The organism is Amycolatopsis sp. NPDC051071 (assembly GCF_040682875.1).
Classification (GTDB): domain Bacteria; phylum Actinomycetota; class Actinomycetes; order Mycobacteriales; family Pseudonocardiaceae; genus Amycolatopsis.
Map to the genome: position 1 here is coordinate 1 of NZ_JBFBBY010000043.1, position 17088 is coordinate 17088.

Consider the following 17088-nt stretch of genomic DNA (forward strand, 5'->3'; position numbering starts at 1 on the left):
CTCAGCCGAGGGAAGGGGTCCTTCACGCGGCTCAGCCGAAGAAACTCGACCTTCACACCTTCCCCAAGTACGTGAAGGACCCCTTCCTTGCGCCTAGGTACAGGAAGGGGGCCTTCATGTACTTCACGCGAGCAACACCACAGGTGACGCGCAAGTGCTCAAGAGCGGATTCGCTCTAACGCCCCACAACACTCACGCGACCCTGCCCGCTCGGTACCGGCGCCCCGTTGCTCGCCTCAAGTACAGGAAGGCCCCTTCCTTGCGCCTAGGTACAGGAAGGGGGCCTTCATGTACTTGAGAACGCTTGGCCCTAACGACCCAAATCACTCACGACAGCCCTAACCGGCTCCGGCCCGCCTTCCGGCGCCCCCGACGTCGAAGCGGGAGCGGTAGCCGCGGCGAAGACGGCGATCACCCCCAAGGGCACCAGCAACAGTGTCAGCGCGGTACTGATCCCGAACGTCTGCGCCAGCGAGCCGAAGATCGCCGGTCCGGCCAGCACGCCGGCGTTGTGCAGGGTGCTGTAGCGCGCGATCGCCAGGCTGGTGTTGGACTTCGTGCCGTGCCCGACCGCGCTGGAGATGATCGGGATCGCCACGGCGAGACCGACGCCCGCCATCGCGAGCCCGGCGAGGCCGAACCACACGTCCTCCACCATGACGGCGAGCAGGACGCCGGCCGCGGTCATCGCCATACTCCAGCGCACCAGTGCCACCGCGCCGAAGCGCCGGTGCAGCCGGTCTCCGGCGAGCCGGGTCCCGGTCTGCGCCACGATGAACGCGAAGTAGCCCAGTGACGCGATATTCGCCGCCGCCCCGCGTTGCTCGCTCAGGAAAACGCCGCCCCAGCTGGAAACGGCACCCTCGCACAGCGCGACAGCCGCGCCGAGACCGCCGAGGACGATCACCGCGCGAGTCCAGCCGGAGAAGAAGCCGACCTTCGGCGCCTTTTCCTCGGCACGCGCCACCAACGAGGATTCCGTCAGCAGCCAACGACCACTCACCAGGGCGATGACGAAGAGAACGACCGAAACGACCCAGAAGTGCGAGAGCAGCGACCATTCCGCGCGGACAGCCAGCACCGTCCCACCCGAGCCGAGCAGGGCACCGATACCCCATACCGCGTGCAGGCTGTTGAGCACCGGCCTCCGCGCCCGCCGCTCGACCTCGACGCCCTGTGCGTTCATGGAGACGTCGAGCAGGCCCGCGATGACACCCCACGTCAGCATGCCGAGAGCGGCGGTGATCACGCCGGGCATCACCGCCATCAGCGGCAGGAACCACGGCAGGACAACGGAAGTGACGCGGATGACCGCCCGGCTGTCCAGATGGTTCGACAGATGTCCCGCGAGCTGCATGGCCAGCAGGACACCGACGGTCTGCGCGAGCAGCACCATACCGAGTTCGGCGAAGTTCAGCCCGAGTTCGATCCGCAGCTGCGGCACCCGCGCGAACCACGAGCCGAGCATCATCCCGACCATCAGGAAGATGCCCGAGATCGCGATCCGCCGTCGGCGCACGTCCTTCGCCGGATGGATTTCCAGCCCGCTACTCATCGCCCCTCGCCGCACCGGACACGTCGCCGAAACCGGACTCGCCCGTCCAGCTGCCCACTTCCACATGCGCGTTGAACGGGTCCCCTTCGGCGTTGCGCATTGGCGGCCGCCGGTGCGCCAGGTGCAGGAAGACGTCGTCGTATTGCGTGACGTCGCCCGCCGCGGAGATGCGGTAGAGCATGTCCTCGTCCTCGCCGCCCCAGCCCTGGTAGCGTTCGTCGAAGCCGCCGATGCGGGTGAAGATCTCCGGCCGCGTCCACAGGCAGGCCCCCGGGACGTCGCGCAGCAGCAGCCCGCGTGCCCCGGCCAGCGGCGCTTCCGGCGTGTTCTCGCCGCAGCGCCGTTCGATCAGCCAGTCGCTCGAAGGACCGTCCAGTGAGAGCATTTCGGTATGCGGCAGATGCGCGTCGTGGCGCTGGTCGGCGAACCTGGCGTGGTTGCGCTCCAGGAATTCCCGGTCCACCAGGATATCCGCGTCGAGCAGGCAGAGGGTCCTTGCCGCGCCGAGGGTTTCGCGCACACCCACGTTCAGTGTCCAGGACTTGTTGAACAGTCCTTCGCCCTCGATGTGCACGTAGTGGTCGACCAGCGGCTCGACGACGTGCTTCCAGCGCGGCTTCTCGTCGAACTCGACGACGGTCACCCGGTACCGGTCCGACGGGAACGTCTGATCGCGCAACGCGAGCAGGCAGGCGGTCAGGTTCCGGATGCGGCCCGCACCGTCCCGATCGGACAGTGGGACGACGACGAGGATCTCGTCGCCGGTCCCGGACGGCCGCGAACGGATACCGCGAGCGAGGTCCGTCAGCCGGTCGAGCCCGGCGGGTTCCGCTTCCGGTTCGAAGAGACGACCGCGGAAGTAGTTGATGTAGACGTTGTCGTCCGCGGCGTCGGCTTCGTTCCCCAGTTTCCCGGCCAGACTGGGGTTTTCGTCGAGCAGCTCGACGACGCGTTCTTCGAGACGGCGCTCGGCGAACGTGTCGGCCGACTGCGAAACAAGCCGCCGGTACGCCAGATCGCGCCCGATCACGGCTTCGAGCGGATCGACAACGGCACGGTAGAAGCGTTCGCTGTGCATCCAGTAGTCGGCGGCGACATCCGGCACGGCGGGATCGTTGGCCAGGACGACGTACCGGACGATCCGCCCCGCGAGATCCGCGCTGCCCGGTTCGGCCTTCCAATATGCCGACGCCGAAGCGAAAGTCTTGCCACCCGTACGGGTCGGCCGGATCTGCATCGGATTGGTCGCCCGTAACACGCACATCGGGCTGCAGTCACAAGGATGCGGTTGCACTGCTCCTCCGTCCCTCGTTTTCCTTGATTACCCGGATACCGAGCGTGACAGTCGGTAGCTGCGCGAAACGTCTTCTTAATTGCCGACAATCTCGAAGACTTCCGGCTTCGCGGGTACCTTTTCCCGCCGCATGAGTAACCGCATCAACGGTCCCGTGACAGCCGTGGTGACGACGGCGACCAGCACGAGAATGGTGAACCCCAATTGGTTCACGAGCCCGTACTTCAGCCCGATCGTGGCGATGACGAGTTCGGTGACGCCGCGGCAGTTCATCAGCGCGCCGAGCTGGAATGCCTGTCTGCCGGGCAATCCCGCCAGTCTGGCCGCGCCGCCCGCGCCGATGAACTTCGTCAGCTGCGCGACCACCAGCACCCCGAGGAACAACAGCCAGTGCGAAAGATCCGAGCCCAGCAGGCCGATCGACGTGCTCAGCCCGACGAGTGCGAAGAACAACGGCAGCAGCACGACGACGGTGAAGCCCCGCAACTGTTCGCTGATCCTTTCCACCACCGGACTGTCGCGGGGAACGGCGGTGCCGAACAAGAACGCGCCGAGCAACGCGTGCAGTCCGAGCATCTGGGTCAGCACGGCGAAACCGATCGCGCCGACGAGCAGCAGTACGGTCATCACCTTGTCGGATTCGATCCGGGTGACCAGTTTGGCCAGCACCCGCCGCACGACCAGATGGGTGACGACGACCAGCACCACCGCCAGTATCGCGGTGGTCACGATACTTCCGCCGCCGGTCAGGCCGGTGCCCACGAGGATCAGCGTGAGGGTGAGCCAAGCGACGCCGTCTCCGATCGCCGCACTGGTCAGGGAAAGCGCGCCAAGCCCGGTCCGTTCGATTTTGAGGTCGACCAGGATCCTTGCCAGCACGGGCAAAGCGGTGATGGCCAGCGCGAGCGCGAAGAACAGGACGAAACCCGCCTTCGGGGCGCCGTCTCCCGCCAGCACGGACGACGCGGCGAACGCGACCCCGATCCCGGCGGCGAACGGGAGCCCCATTCCACCCAGTACCACCGCGCCGACCAGCGACTTCCGCTCGATGCGGTCGGTACGCAGTTCGCAGCCGAGCAGGAACATGAACACGACCAGGCCCAGTTGCGCGGCCTTGTCCAAACTGGACAGTACTTCGGGCGAGAACAGCCAAGCGCCACCGGCGGGCCAGATCAGGCCCAGCACCGAGGGGCCGAGCAGGAGCCCGCCGACGATCTCGCCGAGCACCGGTGGCTGGCCGAGTCTTCGCAGCACCTCGCCGCAGAAATGGCTGACCAGCAGGATCGCGCCGACGGCGAGCAGGAACCGGGTGATCGGTTCGACGGCCATGGACCCACCTCTCAAAGATGCGCGGAAGGGCGCGAGCGGCCGCGAGAGCCGCCCACGCCCTTCTGCGGGGGATCAGGCCGCTTCGGCCTGATTTGCGACGGCCAGTTCGGCGAGGCTGGTGTAGATGTGGTCGGACACCGCGGCCACGGTGGGCTTGGCCCACAGGATGGTCGGCGGGAGGTCCAGCCCGTACCTCCGCTGCAACCGCACCCGCAGCGCCACCGTCATCACCGAGTCGACACCGAGTTCGACCAGCGGTCGTTTGAGCTCGATGTCACCGGCCTCCAGGTTCAGCTCCGCCGCCACCTGCTCGCGGACGTCACCGGTGACCTTCTCGCGGGCGTCCTCTTCGGACAGATTCGCGAAGTCGACGGTGAAACCGGTGCCCGCGTTGGCTTCCTCGTTCTCGTCGACCACGGTCAGCTCGCGGAACATCGGCAGCTTCCGCTGGTGTGGCGGGGTCGGCAGGACTCGCAGCACCGCCTGGTAGTCCGAGGCGAACCGGTCGCCGAACGCCCACGCCCGGAACGCCTCCGAAGCGGAGACGGCCTCCAGACCACGGGAGTTCGCTTCGAGCATGGTCGTCGCGATGTCCTGCGACAGACCGACACCACGCCACGCCGTCCAGCCGAGGCTGATCGTATCGCCCGCGCCACCCGCATTGCGGTGCGTGGCCAGCGCGTCGAGGAACGAGTTGGCCGCCGCGTAGCTCGCCTGCCCGGAGAGGCGGGCGAACTGGCCGCACGAGGAGAACAGGACGAAGAAGTCGAGCGAGCCCGCCGGGAAGAGCCGGTGCAGTACCAGCGCCCCGCCCACCTTCGGCGCGAACACGTCGCGCAGCCCGTCCTGATCGACCTTGTCCACCAACGCGTCGTTGACCACACCGGCCGCGTGGATGACGCCGGTCACCGGCGGAAGACCCAGCGCACCCGGCGCCAGCGCCGACGCGACCGCGTCCTCGTCGGTGATGTCGAGTGCCAGCACGCCGACCGTGACACCCAGCGCCTCAAGGCCGAGGACACTGTCGATTTGGTGCCGCACGTCCGGGTCGGCCACGGTACCCCAGTCCGCCCGCGGCGGCAGGCCACGACGGCCTGCCAGCAGCAGGCGGCGGGCGCCGCGATCGACCAGCCAGCGGGCGACTTCGAGACCCAGCCCGCCGAGACCGCCGGTGATCAGCACCGTGCCCGAAGGCGAGCAGTGCAGTGGGGTCCCGTCGGTGCTGCGCGTGATCTGGCTCAACCGAGCCGCTTCCGCGCCCTCGCCGGTCAGCGAGATGACGTCCTCGTCACCGGCCGGGCCGCGGAAGACGTCGATCAGCCGCGAACCGAGATCCGGCGCCGTGCGGTACTCGACGTCGACGGTGCCGCCCCACAGTTCCGGATGCTCGCCCGCGATGACGCGGCCGACACCCCACAACGGGCCGTGCGCGACCGAACGCTCGTCGGTGCCCTGGCGGACGCCGCTGGTCACGGCCCAGATCCGCTGGGTGGCGACCTTGCCCTTCGACGTCGCCTGCAGTTCCGCGAGCCGCTGCGAGGTACGGATGAGCGACCACGTGGCACGCTCTGTCGCGTCCTCCAGCCGCTCGCCTTCCACCGCCCGCGAAGGCGCGACGACGACCGCGCCCGGATTCGCGAACAGTTCGGCGGTGAGGTCGAGCGGTTCGCCGTCGATCGCCACCTCGACCGCGGTGGCGGTGACGCCCGCCGCGACGAACTGCTCGACCAGGGGGCCGGTCGTGGCGGGCGGCCCCACCACGACGATCTGGTCGAGGTCCGAAGCCGGCGTGGCTTCCGGCAGTTCGTGCCAGGTGATCTCGTGCACCAGGTCACGCGGCAGGACCGCGGTGCCGAGGTGCTCGACCGCCGCGAACTTCAGGCCGATGACCTCGCAGACGATGTCACCCGCCTCGTTGGCGACCAGTACGTCGACGGTGTCCTCCGGCGACTTCGGCGAACGGACGGCGTGCACGAGGATCCGCGCGGGCGGCAGCCCCTTCCATGCCACCTTCTCGATGCCACGCGACATCCACAGCACGGTGGCGTGGCCGGGAGAGACCACCATCGCGCTGATCGTCAGCGCGGCGTCGATCACATGCGCCCAGCTCGTCGCCAGCTTCGCGGGCGGCGCGACGACGTCCATCAGCGCGAGCTGCTCGACATCGTCGTAGTAGAGCTCGCTCATCTCCCACGGGAACGCGTAGCCCTCGACGCCCATCCGGCCGAACATCTCGTCGGCCTTGGTGAGCGATCCGGTGGGCAGGCGGTCGCGGATCGTGGCGAACTCGATCCGGCCATCCGGCACCCTCGCGCCCGTGTCGATGGAGGCGGTGGTGTGCGTGATCCACTCGTCGTCCTCGGCGCTGGTCTCGTCCGCGACCCGGGTGGCCAGTGCGAGCGACCGGCCCTCCTTGACGATCTGGACGATGCGGGCGGGCTGCACGGCGAGCGGGGTGCGCAGCACGATGTCGGTCAGTGCCGGCGCGACCTCTTCCTCCGCCGCGAGGGCGAAGGTGTTGATGATCGACGCCGCCGGGGTGACCTCGACCCCGACCAGGCCGTGGCTCTGCGGGTATGGACGGCTGTCCATGTCGAGCCGGGTCTGCCAGACCTGCCGCGACGGCGCGCCGGATACGGTCATCCGGCCGCCCAGGAGACTGTGGCTCTCCGGGTCGTGCCCGCTGCCGAGTCCGGTGGCGGCGCCGCGCTCCGGGAAGATCCAGTACGGCCGGTGCTGCCACGCGGCCGCCGGGATGCCCAAGAGGTCACCCGAGGCGAAGTCCCGCGTCCAGTCGATCTCGATGCCCTGTACGTGCAGCTTGGCCAGGTTGTGCAGGAGCGTGCCGACCTCGTCGGTGTTGCGGCGCGACGTGGCGCAGCCCGCGAGGTCGTCGATGCCGAGGCTCTCGGCGGTCTCGATGATGGAATGCGAGACGACCGGGTGCGACGAGATCTCGACGAATACGCGGTGCCCGTCTTCGAAAGCGGCCTCGACGGCTTCGGCGAAGCGGACCGGGTTACGCAGGTTGCCCGCCCAGTACTCCCCGTCGCGCACGACGTCGGAGCGCGGGTCGGTCAGCGCGGTGCTGTAGAGGCTGACCGCCGGTGTCCGCGGGTTGAGCTGACGCGCGGCGGCGGCGACCTCTTCGATCACGGCGTCCACCTGGGTGCTGTGGAACGCGATGTCCGTGTCGACGACACGCATGTCGATTTCCTCTTCACGCCACTGCGTGACGAGCCGCTCGATCGCGGCCTTGTCCCCGGAGACGACCGTGGACGTCGGGCTCGCGGAAATCGCGGCGACGAGGTCGGGCCGGTCACCCAGCTTGGCCTTCACCTCGGCGAAGGACAGGCTCGCGAGCACCATGCCGCCGTCGCCTTCCAGCCGCTGCAACGCGGCCGCGCGGCGGCAGGCGAAGCGGGCGGCTTCGAGCAGGTCGAGCGAACCGGCGGCCACCGACGCGGCGATCTCGCCGACGGAGTGCCCGATGATCGCGCTCGGCCGGACGCCGCGGCTGCGCCACACCTCCGCGAGGCCGGCCTGCATGGCGAAGGTCAGCGCCTGGACGTGCGCCGCGGTCCACGGGCCGCCGTCGAGGATCGCCTCGCGCGGCGTCCAGCCCAGTTCCTCGCGGAAGACGCCTGCCAGCGAGTCGATCGTGGCGGCGAATCCGGGGTGTTCGGCGAGCAGCTGACGGCCCATGCCGGACCACTGCGCACCGTGCCCGGAGAAGACCCACACCGCGCCGTCGCGCTGCTGTCCCGCGCGGGCCAGCAGGATGCCGGACGCGGGTTCGTCGACGGCGAGCGCGCGGAGCCGCTCGGCCAGCTGTTCGGTGGAGGCGGCGATGACCGTGCCACGCTGCGGAAGGTGCGAACGACGCCGCGCGAGGGTGTACCCGATCGAGGAGAGCGAAGCCTCCGGGTTGGCGTCGATCCAGTCCGCGACGGTACCGGCCAGCGCGCGCAGGCCCGCTTCCGACATCGCCGAGATCGGGAAGACCTTGCGCGTGCCGTCGCTGATTTCCTTACCGGACTTGGGTACCGGCCGCGCTGGGCCCTCTTCGAGGACGACGTGGGCGATGGTGCCGCCGACGCCGTAGCTGGAGACACCGGCGCGGCGGGTGTTGTCCCCGGCCGGCCACGGCGTGTTCTCGCCGACCAGCTTCAGACCCGAGGCCGGGTCGGCGATCGCGTCGTTGGGCTCGGTGTGCAGACTCGGCGGGATCTGCTGATTGCGCAGTGCCAGCACGGTCTTGATCACGCCGGTGATCCCGGACCCGCCCTCGACGTGCCCGATGTTCGGCTTCACCGAACCGACCAGGCACGGGTTCCCCGCCGAGCGCACGGAGCCGATCACGGCCGCGAGTGCCTCGACCTCCTCGCCGTCGCCGGTCGGGGTGCCGGTGCCGTGCGCCTCGACGTAGTCCACAGTGGACGGATTGACCCCGGCCCGCTCGTAGACCTCACGCAGCATATGGGCCTGTGCCTCGGCGTTCGGCGCCATCATGCCCTCGGACCGGCCGTCCTGGAAGACGCCGCTGCCGCGGATGACGGCCTGGATCGGGTCACCGTCGCGGATCGCGTCCGAAAGCAGCTTCAGCACGATGACACCGGCGCCCTCGCCGCGGCCGTAGCCGTCGGCGTTCTTGTCGAAGGCCTTGCTGGTGCCGTCCGGCGACATCGCTCCCGCCCCCTGCAGCGCCACGTTCAGCGCCGGGGTGGCCATGATGTTGACGCCCCCGACGAGCGCGATCGACGTCTCGCCACTGCGGAGGCTCTGCCCGGCGATGTGCAGGGCGGTCAACGATCCGGCGCAGGCGGTGTCCACGGCCATACTCGGGCCGCGGACGTCGAGGAAGTAGGAAACGCGGTTCGCGATCCCGTAGAACGTCGTGCCGTTGACGGCGTACGCGCCGGTGAGGGGAATGTCCTCCAGCAGGCGGCGGCCGTAGTCGTTCGAGTTCGCGGCGACGAACACACCGGCGTCGGAGTTACGCAGCGACAGCGGTGGAACACCCGCGTCCGCCAGCGCTTCCCAGGCCAGTTCGAGGATGAACCGCTGCTGCGGGTCGAGGAAGTCCGCCTCACGCGGGGAAATGCCGAAGAAGTCGGCGTCGAACCCCTCGATGTCGTCGAGGAAGGAACCGCGGATCGTGGTCCCCCTGAGGATCGCGGTCGCCTGAGGACTGCTCGCCGCGTACGCCTTCCATCGCTTTTCGGGCATGTCACCGACGGTGCTCTTACCATCGGTGAGGAACTCCCAGAACTTCTCCGGGGAGTCGAGGTCTGGAGCGAACCTGCAACTCATGCCGATGATCGCAATGGCTTCATCGGGCGCTTTGTACTCGCTCAAGTCCTCGCTCCTCGAAGTAAAGGTCGCCTGAGGCGAAGACGACACAAAATTCCGGCGTGTCGTTGTACGGACAGCGTCTGCCCCGGCGCCTCGCTCCGGCATCTCCTCGACTGCCCGCGCGGGATCCTCTAGCGATCCCCGAGTGCGAGCGCAAGGTTCGAGACGCCCGCACGCGGGCGAGGTCCCTAGTGTCCGGACGGGACCGAGTGCGGAGGAGGGCGAACCATGCCGGCATCAGCGGGGCGGTCGACCGGGACGGGAGTCGTGCCGTGGCCGAGACGGGACGCGGACCGCTACTTCGCCGAGGGTTATTGGGAAGGCCGGTCGCTGGGGACTCACCTGGCCGAGACGGCACGCAAGTATCCGGACGAGGTCTGCCTCGTCGACGGCGACGTACGGCTGACGTTCCGTGAACTGCTGGCGAAGGCCGACGGCGCGGCCATCCGGATGAGCGCACTCGGGGTCGGCGGCGACGACCGGGTCGTCATCCAGCTGCCGAACTGCTGGGAATTCGTCGTCACCACGGTCGCCTGCCTGCGGCTCGGCGCCGTTCCGGTGTGGACGATGCCGCAGTTCCGCGAGCACGAGATCGGCGGCATCCTGACGAACGCCGAGGCGAGCGCGATCGTCGTCCCGGACGTCCACAAAGGATTCGACCATCAGGCGCTCGCCCGTGAAATGCTGCCCGACGGGCTCGTGTTCGTGGCGGGCGAGGACGTCGCGCCGGGTAACATCGACCTCCGCGCGCAGTTCGTCGCGGACGAGCCCATCGAGGTCTCGCAGGCACTCGACGCCGCCGCACCGAACGGCGACGCCGTCGCGACGTTCCTGCTTTCGGGTGGGACGACCGGGCTGCCGAAGCTGATCCCGCGCAGTGGCAACGACTTGAGCTACATGATCAAGACGGCGTCGGAGATCTGCCGGTTCGGGCCGGACACGTCGTATCTCGTGGTGCTGCCGCTGGGACACGGGTTCGCCAACACCGGGCCGGGTATCCTCGGCGCGCTGCTGTCCGGCGGACGGGTCGTCATCGCGCCGTCTCCGGCTCCCCAGCAGGCGTTGCCGCTGATCGAGCGGGAGCGGATCACCGCGACGTCGGCGGTGCCGGCGATCCTGCATCGCTGGATCGAGTACCTGGACACCGATCCCGGCCTTGATCTGTCCACTTTGGAGATGATCCAGATCGGCGCGGCCAAGCTCGATCCTGCGTTGGCGGCTCAGGTTCGACCGAAGCTCGGGTGCACGCTCCAGCAGGTTTTCGGGATGGGTGAAGGACTTCTGTGCCTGACCCGGCTCGACGACCCGGACGAGCTGATCCTGCACACCCAGGGCAAGCCGATCTCGCCGCACGACGAGATCCGCCTTGTCGACGAAGACGGCACGCAGGTGCCGCCGGGTGAGCCGGGAATCCTGCTGGTCCGCGGGCCGTACACGACTCGCGGCTACTACCGCTCACCGGAGGAGAACGCGCGGTCGTTCGTCGACGGCTGGTACAACACCGGCGACATCGTCCGGATGACACCCGAGGGCTATCTGGTGGTTTCCGGCCGGGAGAAGGACGTCATCAATCGCGGCGGGGAGAAGATCAACGCCGAGGAGATCGAGACGTTCGCCTCGGAAGTGTCCGGGGTGAAGCACGCGGCCGCGGTCGCGATGCCGGACGCGGAACTCGGCGAGGTCGTCTGTCTCTACGTGGTCGCCACGAAACCTGTGACACTGCGGGATGTCCACGCGCTGATGCTGGCCGCCGGGGCGGCCCGGTTCAAGCTGCCGGAGCACCTGGTCGTCGTGGACGCGCTGCCCGCCACGGGTATCGGCAAGGTGGACAAGACGGCACTGCGGGCCGACATCGCCTCGCGCCTGGCAGCCTAAGCCTAAGCCTTGACCAATTCCACAATGGACATATACGATTTGTGGCTCACCTTGTGCGTCCCACGCACCTTGAGCCCGGCCCGGCGCGCCAGCTCCGCCAGTTCGGAGAGACCGCGTTCCTTGCCACCGTTGTAGACCAGCATGCGCAGGTCCATCCCGGTGTTCGGGGTCTCGCCGTCGGAACCGATCGCCTCGACGAGCAGCACGACGCCGTCATCCCCGGCCGCTTCCGCGCATCGCTTCAGAATGTCGACGGACGGCTCGTCGTCCCAGTCGTGGATGATCGCCGACAACACATACGCGTCCGCGCCGGCGGGCAGCGGATCGAAGAAGCTCCCCGGCACGACGTCGACCCGTTCGCCGAGGCCGCTGTCCGCGAACCGCTCACGAGCGTTCGCGGCGGGTCCCGGCAGGTCCACCAGCGTCCCGTGCAGTCCGGAATGCTTGGTCAGCAACGCTTCCAGCAGCGCGCCGCTGCCACCCGCGACATCGACCACGTGGCCGAGGCTCGACCACTCGTAGGCGTCGACGATGCCCGAGTTGTCCAGCGCGATGTGGTGCCCCATCAGCGCGTCGAACGACGCCGAGAGTTCCGCGTCCCCGCTGAGGTCGTCCCAGAACGGGACGCCGTGACGCACCGAATAGGACTCTTCGCCGGTCTGGACGGCGTGCGCGAGGTCGACGAAACTCAGGTCGCCCTTGCCGATGGCGCCGTTCATGTCCAGCCACTTCCGCTTGCCGCGCGGGTGACCGTCCCGGAGTTGCCCGCCGATCTCGGTCACCGCGTAGGCACCCGCGTCGTCCCTGGTGAACAGGCCGACGGTGACCAGGTGCCGCAGCAGGCGGTCCAGCGCCCCCGCGTGCGTGCCGGTGACCGCGGCGAGTTCGGCCGGAGTCCGTGCCCCACCGGCGATGTGGTCGGCGATCCGCAAGGTGGCCGCCACCCGTACCGCCATCGGTGTCGCCAGATCCGCCAACGCCCTCAGCCCGACGCGCCCCGCTTCGTCGACCGGCATTTGTGCTCCTTTCGCCCTTCGGTCAGGCTAGGGCGAGAGGGACGGCGAGGCTTATCCACGACTGCCCGCAATCGGGGAGAGGCTGTCCGCCGTCCGCGGCCGATACCGTCGGTTACCGAGGAGAAGGCAGTTCCCCGGACCGGAGGTCGCATCCCGTGGCACACCACGAGTTCGGACCCCGGCTGGCGATCCCCGGACGCGGAGCCGTGGCACTGCCCGAACTCGCCGGAACGCTCAGCGTCCGCGAACGTGACCTCGCGGACGCTGAGCGGGACTTCGGCGGGCACGTCCACCGCCGCCCGCTCGCCGTCGCCTTCCCGGCCACCGCCGTCGACGTGGCGGCACTCGTCCGCTTCGGGCGGACACACGGCATCCCGGTCGTCCCCCGCGGTGCCGGGCATTCCGTCGACGGCCAAGCACTGGTCAGCGACGGAATCGCCATCGACATGTCGACACTCAAGGAAGTTCGGCCGGTCGACCAGGACCGGATCAGCGTGGACGCCGGCGCCCGCTGGCGCGCGGTCGTCGACACGAGCCTCCGCGATGGCACCGTCCCGCCGGTACTCCCGGACTACCTGGAACTTTCCGTCGGCGGATTGCTGTCCACGGGTGGTTTCGGCGGCGCGAGCCACCGATACGGCTCGCAAGCCGACAACGTCCACGACCTCGACGTCGTCACCCCCGACGGCGAACTGGTGACCTGCTCGCCCACCACCAACCCGGAGCTGTTCGACGCCGTGCGCGGGACGCAGGGGCGGCACGGGATCATCACACGCGCCACCGTCGCGCTGACCCGCGCGCCTTCGACGGTGTGGTGGCATCGCCTGACCTACCACGATCTCGGCGCGTATCTCGGTGACCAGCGGCGGCTGGTGGACGAACTCCGCTTCGACCACGTCGACGGCCAAGCGCGGTTCGTGGACGGCCACTGGCGTTTCATCCTGGAGGCGGTCTCCACGCGGTCACCGCCGATCGATGATCTCGCCTGCGATTCCGCCGAGATCATCGAGGCGGCCTACCGCGAGTTCGCCGACCGGATCCTCCCGATCGAGGCGCGGTCGCGGTCGACCGGTTCGTGGTACCACCCGCATCCACGCGCCAACGTGCTGCTGCCGGGAAAGCACGCGGAAACCGTTCTGACGGAAGCGTTCGCCGAACTCACGCCCGAACTGCTCGGCACCGGCGGCAGTGTCTTGCTGTATCTCTTCCCGACCGCGCGGGTGCAGGCCCCCAACGTCCCGAAGGCACGGGATCCCTACACCGTGCTGTTCGGCGTCCAGCGGACCTCGCCACCCGGAGATTTCGTGGCGCTGCAACGCATGCGGGAGGCCAACGCCGCCTTGCACGCGACCGCGCGGCGACTCGGTGGGGCGAGCTACGCCTACCCCCTGGACGCTACGGACGCCCAAGCCGCCTGAATCGCGGCGACACTGCGATCGACGTCGGCTTCGGTCGTGTTCCAGCCGGACACGGAGATCCGCATCAGGCGCCGGCCGTGCCAGGTGGTCGCGCCCATCCAGCATTCGCCGGAGCGCTGCACGGCTTCGACGACGCGGTCCGTGTCCTCACCGAAGCCGACGAGAACCTGGTTCAGCACGACGTCGTTCACGACCGTGATGCCTTCCACGGCACTGAGCTGCTCGGCGAACCGCCGGGCGAGCACGCGGCAGCGTTCGATCAGCTCCGCGATCCCGGTGCGGCCCAGCTCGCTGAGCGCCGCCCACGTCGCGAACCCCCGCGCCCGTCTGGACGACTCGGGGACGAAGTCGCTCGGAGCTCTCACTCCGCCATCCCCATGACCGGTCAGGTACGCGGCCGTGAAGGACATCGCGGCCGCGTGCGCCTCCGGATGCGCGCAGAAGGCGTACCCGCAGTCGTAAGGCACGTTGAGCCATTTGTGCCCGTCGGCCGCCCACGAATCCGCCCGTTCCACCCCCGCAACCAGAGGACTACTTGCGGGGTTGGCGGCGGCCCAGAGGCCGAACGCGCCGTCGACGTGGACCCAGGCGTCATGCTCGTGGGCGATGCGGATCGCGGCTTCGAAGTCGTCGAAAGCACCACTGTTCACGTTCCCGGCCTGAAGGCAAACGATGGCGGAGCCGTCCAGCACGCGTTCGAGGTCGGCGACGTCGATCGCGCCCTGAGCGTCGGCACGAACGGGCGTGACGGCGTCGGTGCCCAACCCGAGAAGTCGCAGGGACCGGTCGATCGTCGCGTGGCGTTCCTCGCTCGCGATCACTTTCAGCGGCGGCGCCCCGTTCAGGCCGCGGCGCTCGACGTCCCAACCGGCCCGCGCGAGCACGTGGTGACGGGCGGCGGCCAGGCCGACCGTGTTCGCGCCCTGCCCACCGGTCACGAACCCGAACGACGCGCTGGACGGCAGCCCCAGTACGTCTTTCAGCCACCCGCCCGCGACGTCCTCGACGGTCGCGGCGGCAGGCGAAGTGGCGTGGTTGAAGGCACTCTGATCCCAGCCTGTCGCCAAGATGTCGGCCGCGGTCGCCGCGTCGAGCGCTCCGCCGGTCACGAACCCGAAGTACCTCGGCCCGGTGGTCGCCACCAGCGCGGGCTCGACGGCATCGGCCAGCTTGGTGACGACGTCGGCCGCCGGAGTGGGCTTCTCGGGCAACTCGCCGAGTGCTTCGCGGATGTCGGTGTCGTGCGGGAAGACCGGGCTTTCGGACACACGCTCGCGGTAGTCGGCCACACGGGTGGCGGCGTCGGCCAGGAGATCTCGCAGCTCACTCACCCGTTGGCCTTCTTTCGATCGTCGCGAACCAGGCCGGTGCGCCGTTCTCGTCGTGGAACCTAGTCCGTACGCGCTCCTTCTCGATAGCGGTTATCCGCCACCCCGCCTGGAACGCCGTCGTGAGGTCTTCGCGGCTCACGGGGTGCGGGCCGGGTTCTCGCCTTCGTCGCCGAAGCACAGGACGTACAGCGTCCCCTTGGTGACCGCCTTGAGGCTTTCGGCGTACTCCAGCCGCTCAGAGGCGTCGAAAGTATGGAAAAGCCCGGAGTCGAGCACCGTGTCGAACTGCCGCCCGAGCCGCTCCAGATGGAGTGCGTCCGCTGTGGCGAACTCGGCTTCGAGGCCGCTTCGCCGGGACTTCTCCCGTGCGCTCTTCAGCGCCGTCTCGGCGACATCGACACCCAGCACCTCGAACCCAGCCCGGCGAGGTGAAGGGCGTTCTCACCGGCCCCGCAGCCCGCGTCGAGCACCGTCCCGGTGAACCTCGGCGCGGCCCGCGCGATCGCCGGCTGCGGCCCGCCGAAATCCCAGGGCACGGGCCCTTCGTGATACGACGCGTCCCAGTGCAAACCGGTCATACGCTCGTGGCTCGTCGGGTTCCTGCCGCCGAACGGGTCCTCTGCCATCGTTTCATCGTGGCAGGCGACCGGGCGGGAAGGTAGGTTTCGCCCATGGCATGCCGGATCACCGAACTCGTGCTCGATTGCCGAGATCCCGAGGCACTGGCGCGGTTCTGGTGCGAGATCCTGGACTACACGGTGCTCGACCGCGAAGACGACGACATCGAGATCGGGCCGCGCGAAGGATCCGGCGGCCCGCAGCCGACGCTCATCCTCAGCCGCACCGACCAGCCGAAGAGCGGGAAACTCCCGCTTCACCTCGACGTCAACGCCACCGACCGCGACCAGGACGCCGAACTCGAACGGCTGCTGGCCGCCGGTGCCGTGTTCGCCGACGTCGGCCAGAGCGGCGAAGAGACCTGGCACGTCCTGGCCGACCCCGAAGGCAACGAGTTCTGCCTGCTCAGTGCCCGCGTCGAGCCGGTGTGACCTGCTCGCTGCCCGCTAGCCGTCTTCACCGAGAACGACAGCCAGCTGATCCGAGTCCACACCAACAGGATTCGTCGCGAACGCCGCATACCAAGACGGTTCACTCTCACCGTCAACGCTGACACTCCACCGGTACTTTCTGTCACCTTCAAGGGGCAGTGGACCGGTCTGAAGCACGATCGGCGCAATTATCGGCCCGTCAGCAACTCCATCGGGCTTGCGATCGATGGATACGGTGAAGCCGCCTGCCGGAACCCCGAACCGCGACAGATCCACCCTCTCTCCCCGCTCGTCAACAAGGACGATCGTCGCATCATGTGAGCGATTCACCTCTGGAGCGTCGCCAAGCTCCAAGAGAACTACGACAGCCATCGGCCCTGTCGGCGAGGTAGTACGTGTCCAACCCAAGCCCAGCACATGTATCTTGCCGCCGGCGTCGACCTGAGCGGCGTCCCCAAGGAGAACGTTGACCTTCACCGCACCGCCACCTCGAAGGGAGGGGCGATGTAGTGCCTTGGCACAAAAGCTTGCGCAGGGCGTGCCGTGACATGACCTGGAGAACTACGCTCACCCGGTATCACTATCGACACTCGGACCTCAGCGCCGATCGCTTCCGCGTAGCGGAGGACCGTAGAGATTTTCGGGTCGCCTCCGGCGCGCTCGAAGTTGGACACAGAGGACTGTGTCGTGTCCATCTTGCCCGCAACGTCCTTTTGCGTCAGCTTGAGCTTGTCGCGCAGGTGAACCAGTGTCTCGATCAGGCGAGCAATGAAGACCCCATGCTTCCTGCCTGCCATGACCTTCGGATCGTCCGCGTCGTAGCCGAGTACATCAAGCAGTTCATTTGGCATGTCAGCGCTCCCTCC

General features: G+C 68.5%; 13 protein-coding genes. 3 read left to right on the forward strand and 10 right to left on the reverse strand.

From position 1 onward, the window contains the following. Positions 1–310 precede the first annotated feature (310 nt). The 4 genes from AB0M65_RS16525 to AB0M65_RS16540 all read right to left on the reverse strand — a co-directional run bounded on the left by AB0M65_RS16525 (position 311) and on the right by AB0M65_RS16540 (position 9581). A complete protein-coding gene (locus AB0M65_RS16525; RefSeq protein ID WP_364027946.1) occupies positions 311–1555 on the reverse strand; it encodes an MFS transporter in 1245 nt (414 codons plus the stop codon). Further along, positions 1548–2819 (reverse strand): galactosyltransferase-related protein, encoded by a 1272-nt coding sequence (locus AB0M65_RS16530; RefSeq protein WP_364027949.1) that lies wholly within the window; start codon positions 2817–2819, stop codon positions 1548–1550. The genes AB0M65_RS16525 and AB0M65_RS16530 overlap by 8 nt, the downstream gene beginning before the upstream one ends. Before the next feature lie 105 nt (positions 2820–2924). Next, on the reverse strand, positions 2925–4178 hold the full coding sequence (locus AB0M65_RS16535) for a cation:proton antiporter (protein WP_364027952.1): 1254 nt from the start codon (positions 4176–4178) through the stop codon (positions 2925–2927). 72 nt (positions 4179–4250) lie between these two features. After that, positions 4251–9581, reverse strand: coding sequence for an acyltransferase domain-containing protein (locus tag AB0M65_RS16540; protein ID WP_364027955.1), 5331 nt, complete (start codon positions 9579–9581; stop codon positions 4251–4253). Positions 9582–9761: 180 nt separating this feature from the next. On the opposite strand from AB0M65_RS16540, the gene AB0M65_RS16545 reads away from it, so the two are divergent. After that, entirely contained in the window at positions 9762–11408 is a 1647-nt protein-coding gene (locus AB0M65_RS16545) for an AMP-binding protein (RefSeq protein ID WP_364027958.1), read from the forward strand. Between the two features lie 2 nt (positions 11409–11410). Here the strand turns inward: AB0M65_RS16545 and AB0M65_RS16550 are convergent, their stop codons facing one another. Beyond that, on the reverse strand, positions 11411–12424 hold the full coding sequence (locus AB0M65_RS16550) for a methyltransferase (protein ID WP_364027961.1): 1014 nt from the start codon (positions 12422–12424) through the stop codon (positions 11411–11413). A 155-nt stretch (positions 12425–12579) separates the two neighbouring features. Here AB0M65_RS16550 and AB0M65_RS16555 point away from each other — a divergent pair, with 155 nt between their 5' ends. Next, positions 12580–13842: an FAD-binding protein gene (locus tag AB0M65_RS16555; protein WP_364027964.1), complete on the forward strand. Its 1263-nt coding sequence runs from the start codon at positions 12580–12582 to the stop codon at positions 13840–13842. Here the strand turns inward: AB0M65_RS16555 and AB0M65_RS16560 are convergent. From AB0M65_RS16560 to AB0M65_RS16570, 3 genes are all read right to left on the reverse strand, one after another. Next, on the reverse strand, positions 13806–15173 hold the full coding sequence (locus AB0M65_RS16560) for an aminotransferase class V-fold PLP-dependent enzyme (protein WP_364027967.1): 1368 nt from the start codon (positions 15171–15173) through the stop codon (positions 13806–13808). The genes AB0M65_RS16555 and AB0M65_RS16560 overlap by 37 nt on opposite strands. Before the next feature lie 135 nt (positions 15174–15308). Further along, positions 15309–15581, reverse strand: a complete 273-nt coding sequence (locus tag AB0M65_RS16565) for a class I SAM-dependent methyltransferase (RefSeq protein WP_364027970.1) — start codon at positions 15579–15581, stop codon at positions 15309–15311. Continuing rightward, positions 15548–15799, reverse strand: a complete 252-nt coding sequence (locus tag AB0M65_RS16570) for a hypothetical protein (RefSeq protein WP_364027973.1) — start codon at positions 15797–15799, stop codon at positions 15548–15550. The genes AB0M65_RS16565 and AB0M65_RS16570 overlap by 34 nt, the downstream gene beginning before the upstream one ends. Positions 15800–15844: 45 nt before the next feature. Here AB0M65_RS16570 and AB0M65_RS16575 point away from each other — a divergent pair, with 45 nt between their 5' ends. Next, positions 15845–16222 (forward strand): VOC family protein, encoded by a 378-nt coding sequence (locus AB0M65_RS16575; RefSeq protein WP_364027976.1) that lies wholly within the window; start codon positions 15845–15847, stop codon positions 16220–16222. Between the two features lie 15 nt (positions 16223–16237). On the opposite strand, the gene AB0M65_RS16580 is transcribed toward AB0M65_RS16575, so the two are convergent. Both AB0M65_RS16580 and AB0M65_RS16585 read right to left on the reverse strand, forming a co-directional pair. Beyond that, positions 16238–16699, reverse strand: coding sequence for a hypothetical protein (locus AB0M65_RS16580; RefSeq protein WP_364027979.1), 462 nt, complete (start codon positions 16697–16699; stop codon positions 16238–16240). Then, the gene (locus tag AB0M65_RS16585) at positions 16696–17073 is read right to left on the reverse strand and encodes a helix-turn-helix transcriptional regulator (RefSeq protein ID WP_364027982.1); all 378 of its coding nucleotides are present in this window, start codon (positions 17071–17073) and stop codon (positions 16696–16698) included. Before AB0M65_RS16585 ends, AB0M65_RS16580 begins: the two co-directional genes overlap by 4 nt. Positions 17074–17088 lie beyond the last annotated feature (15 nt).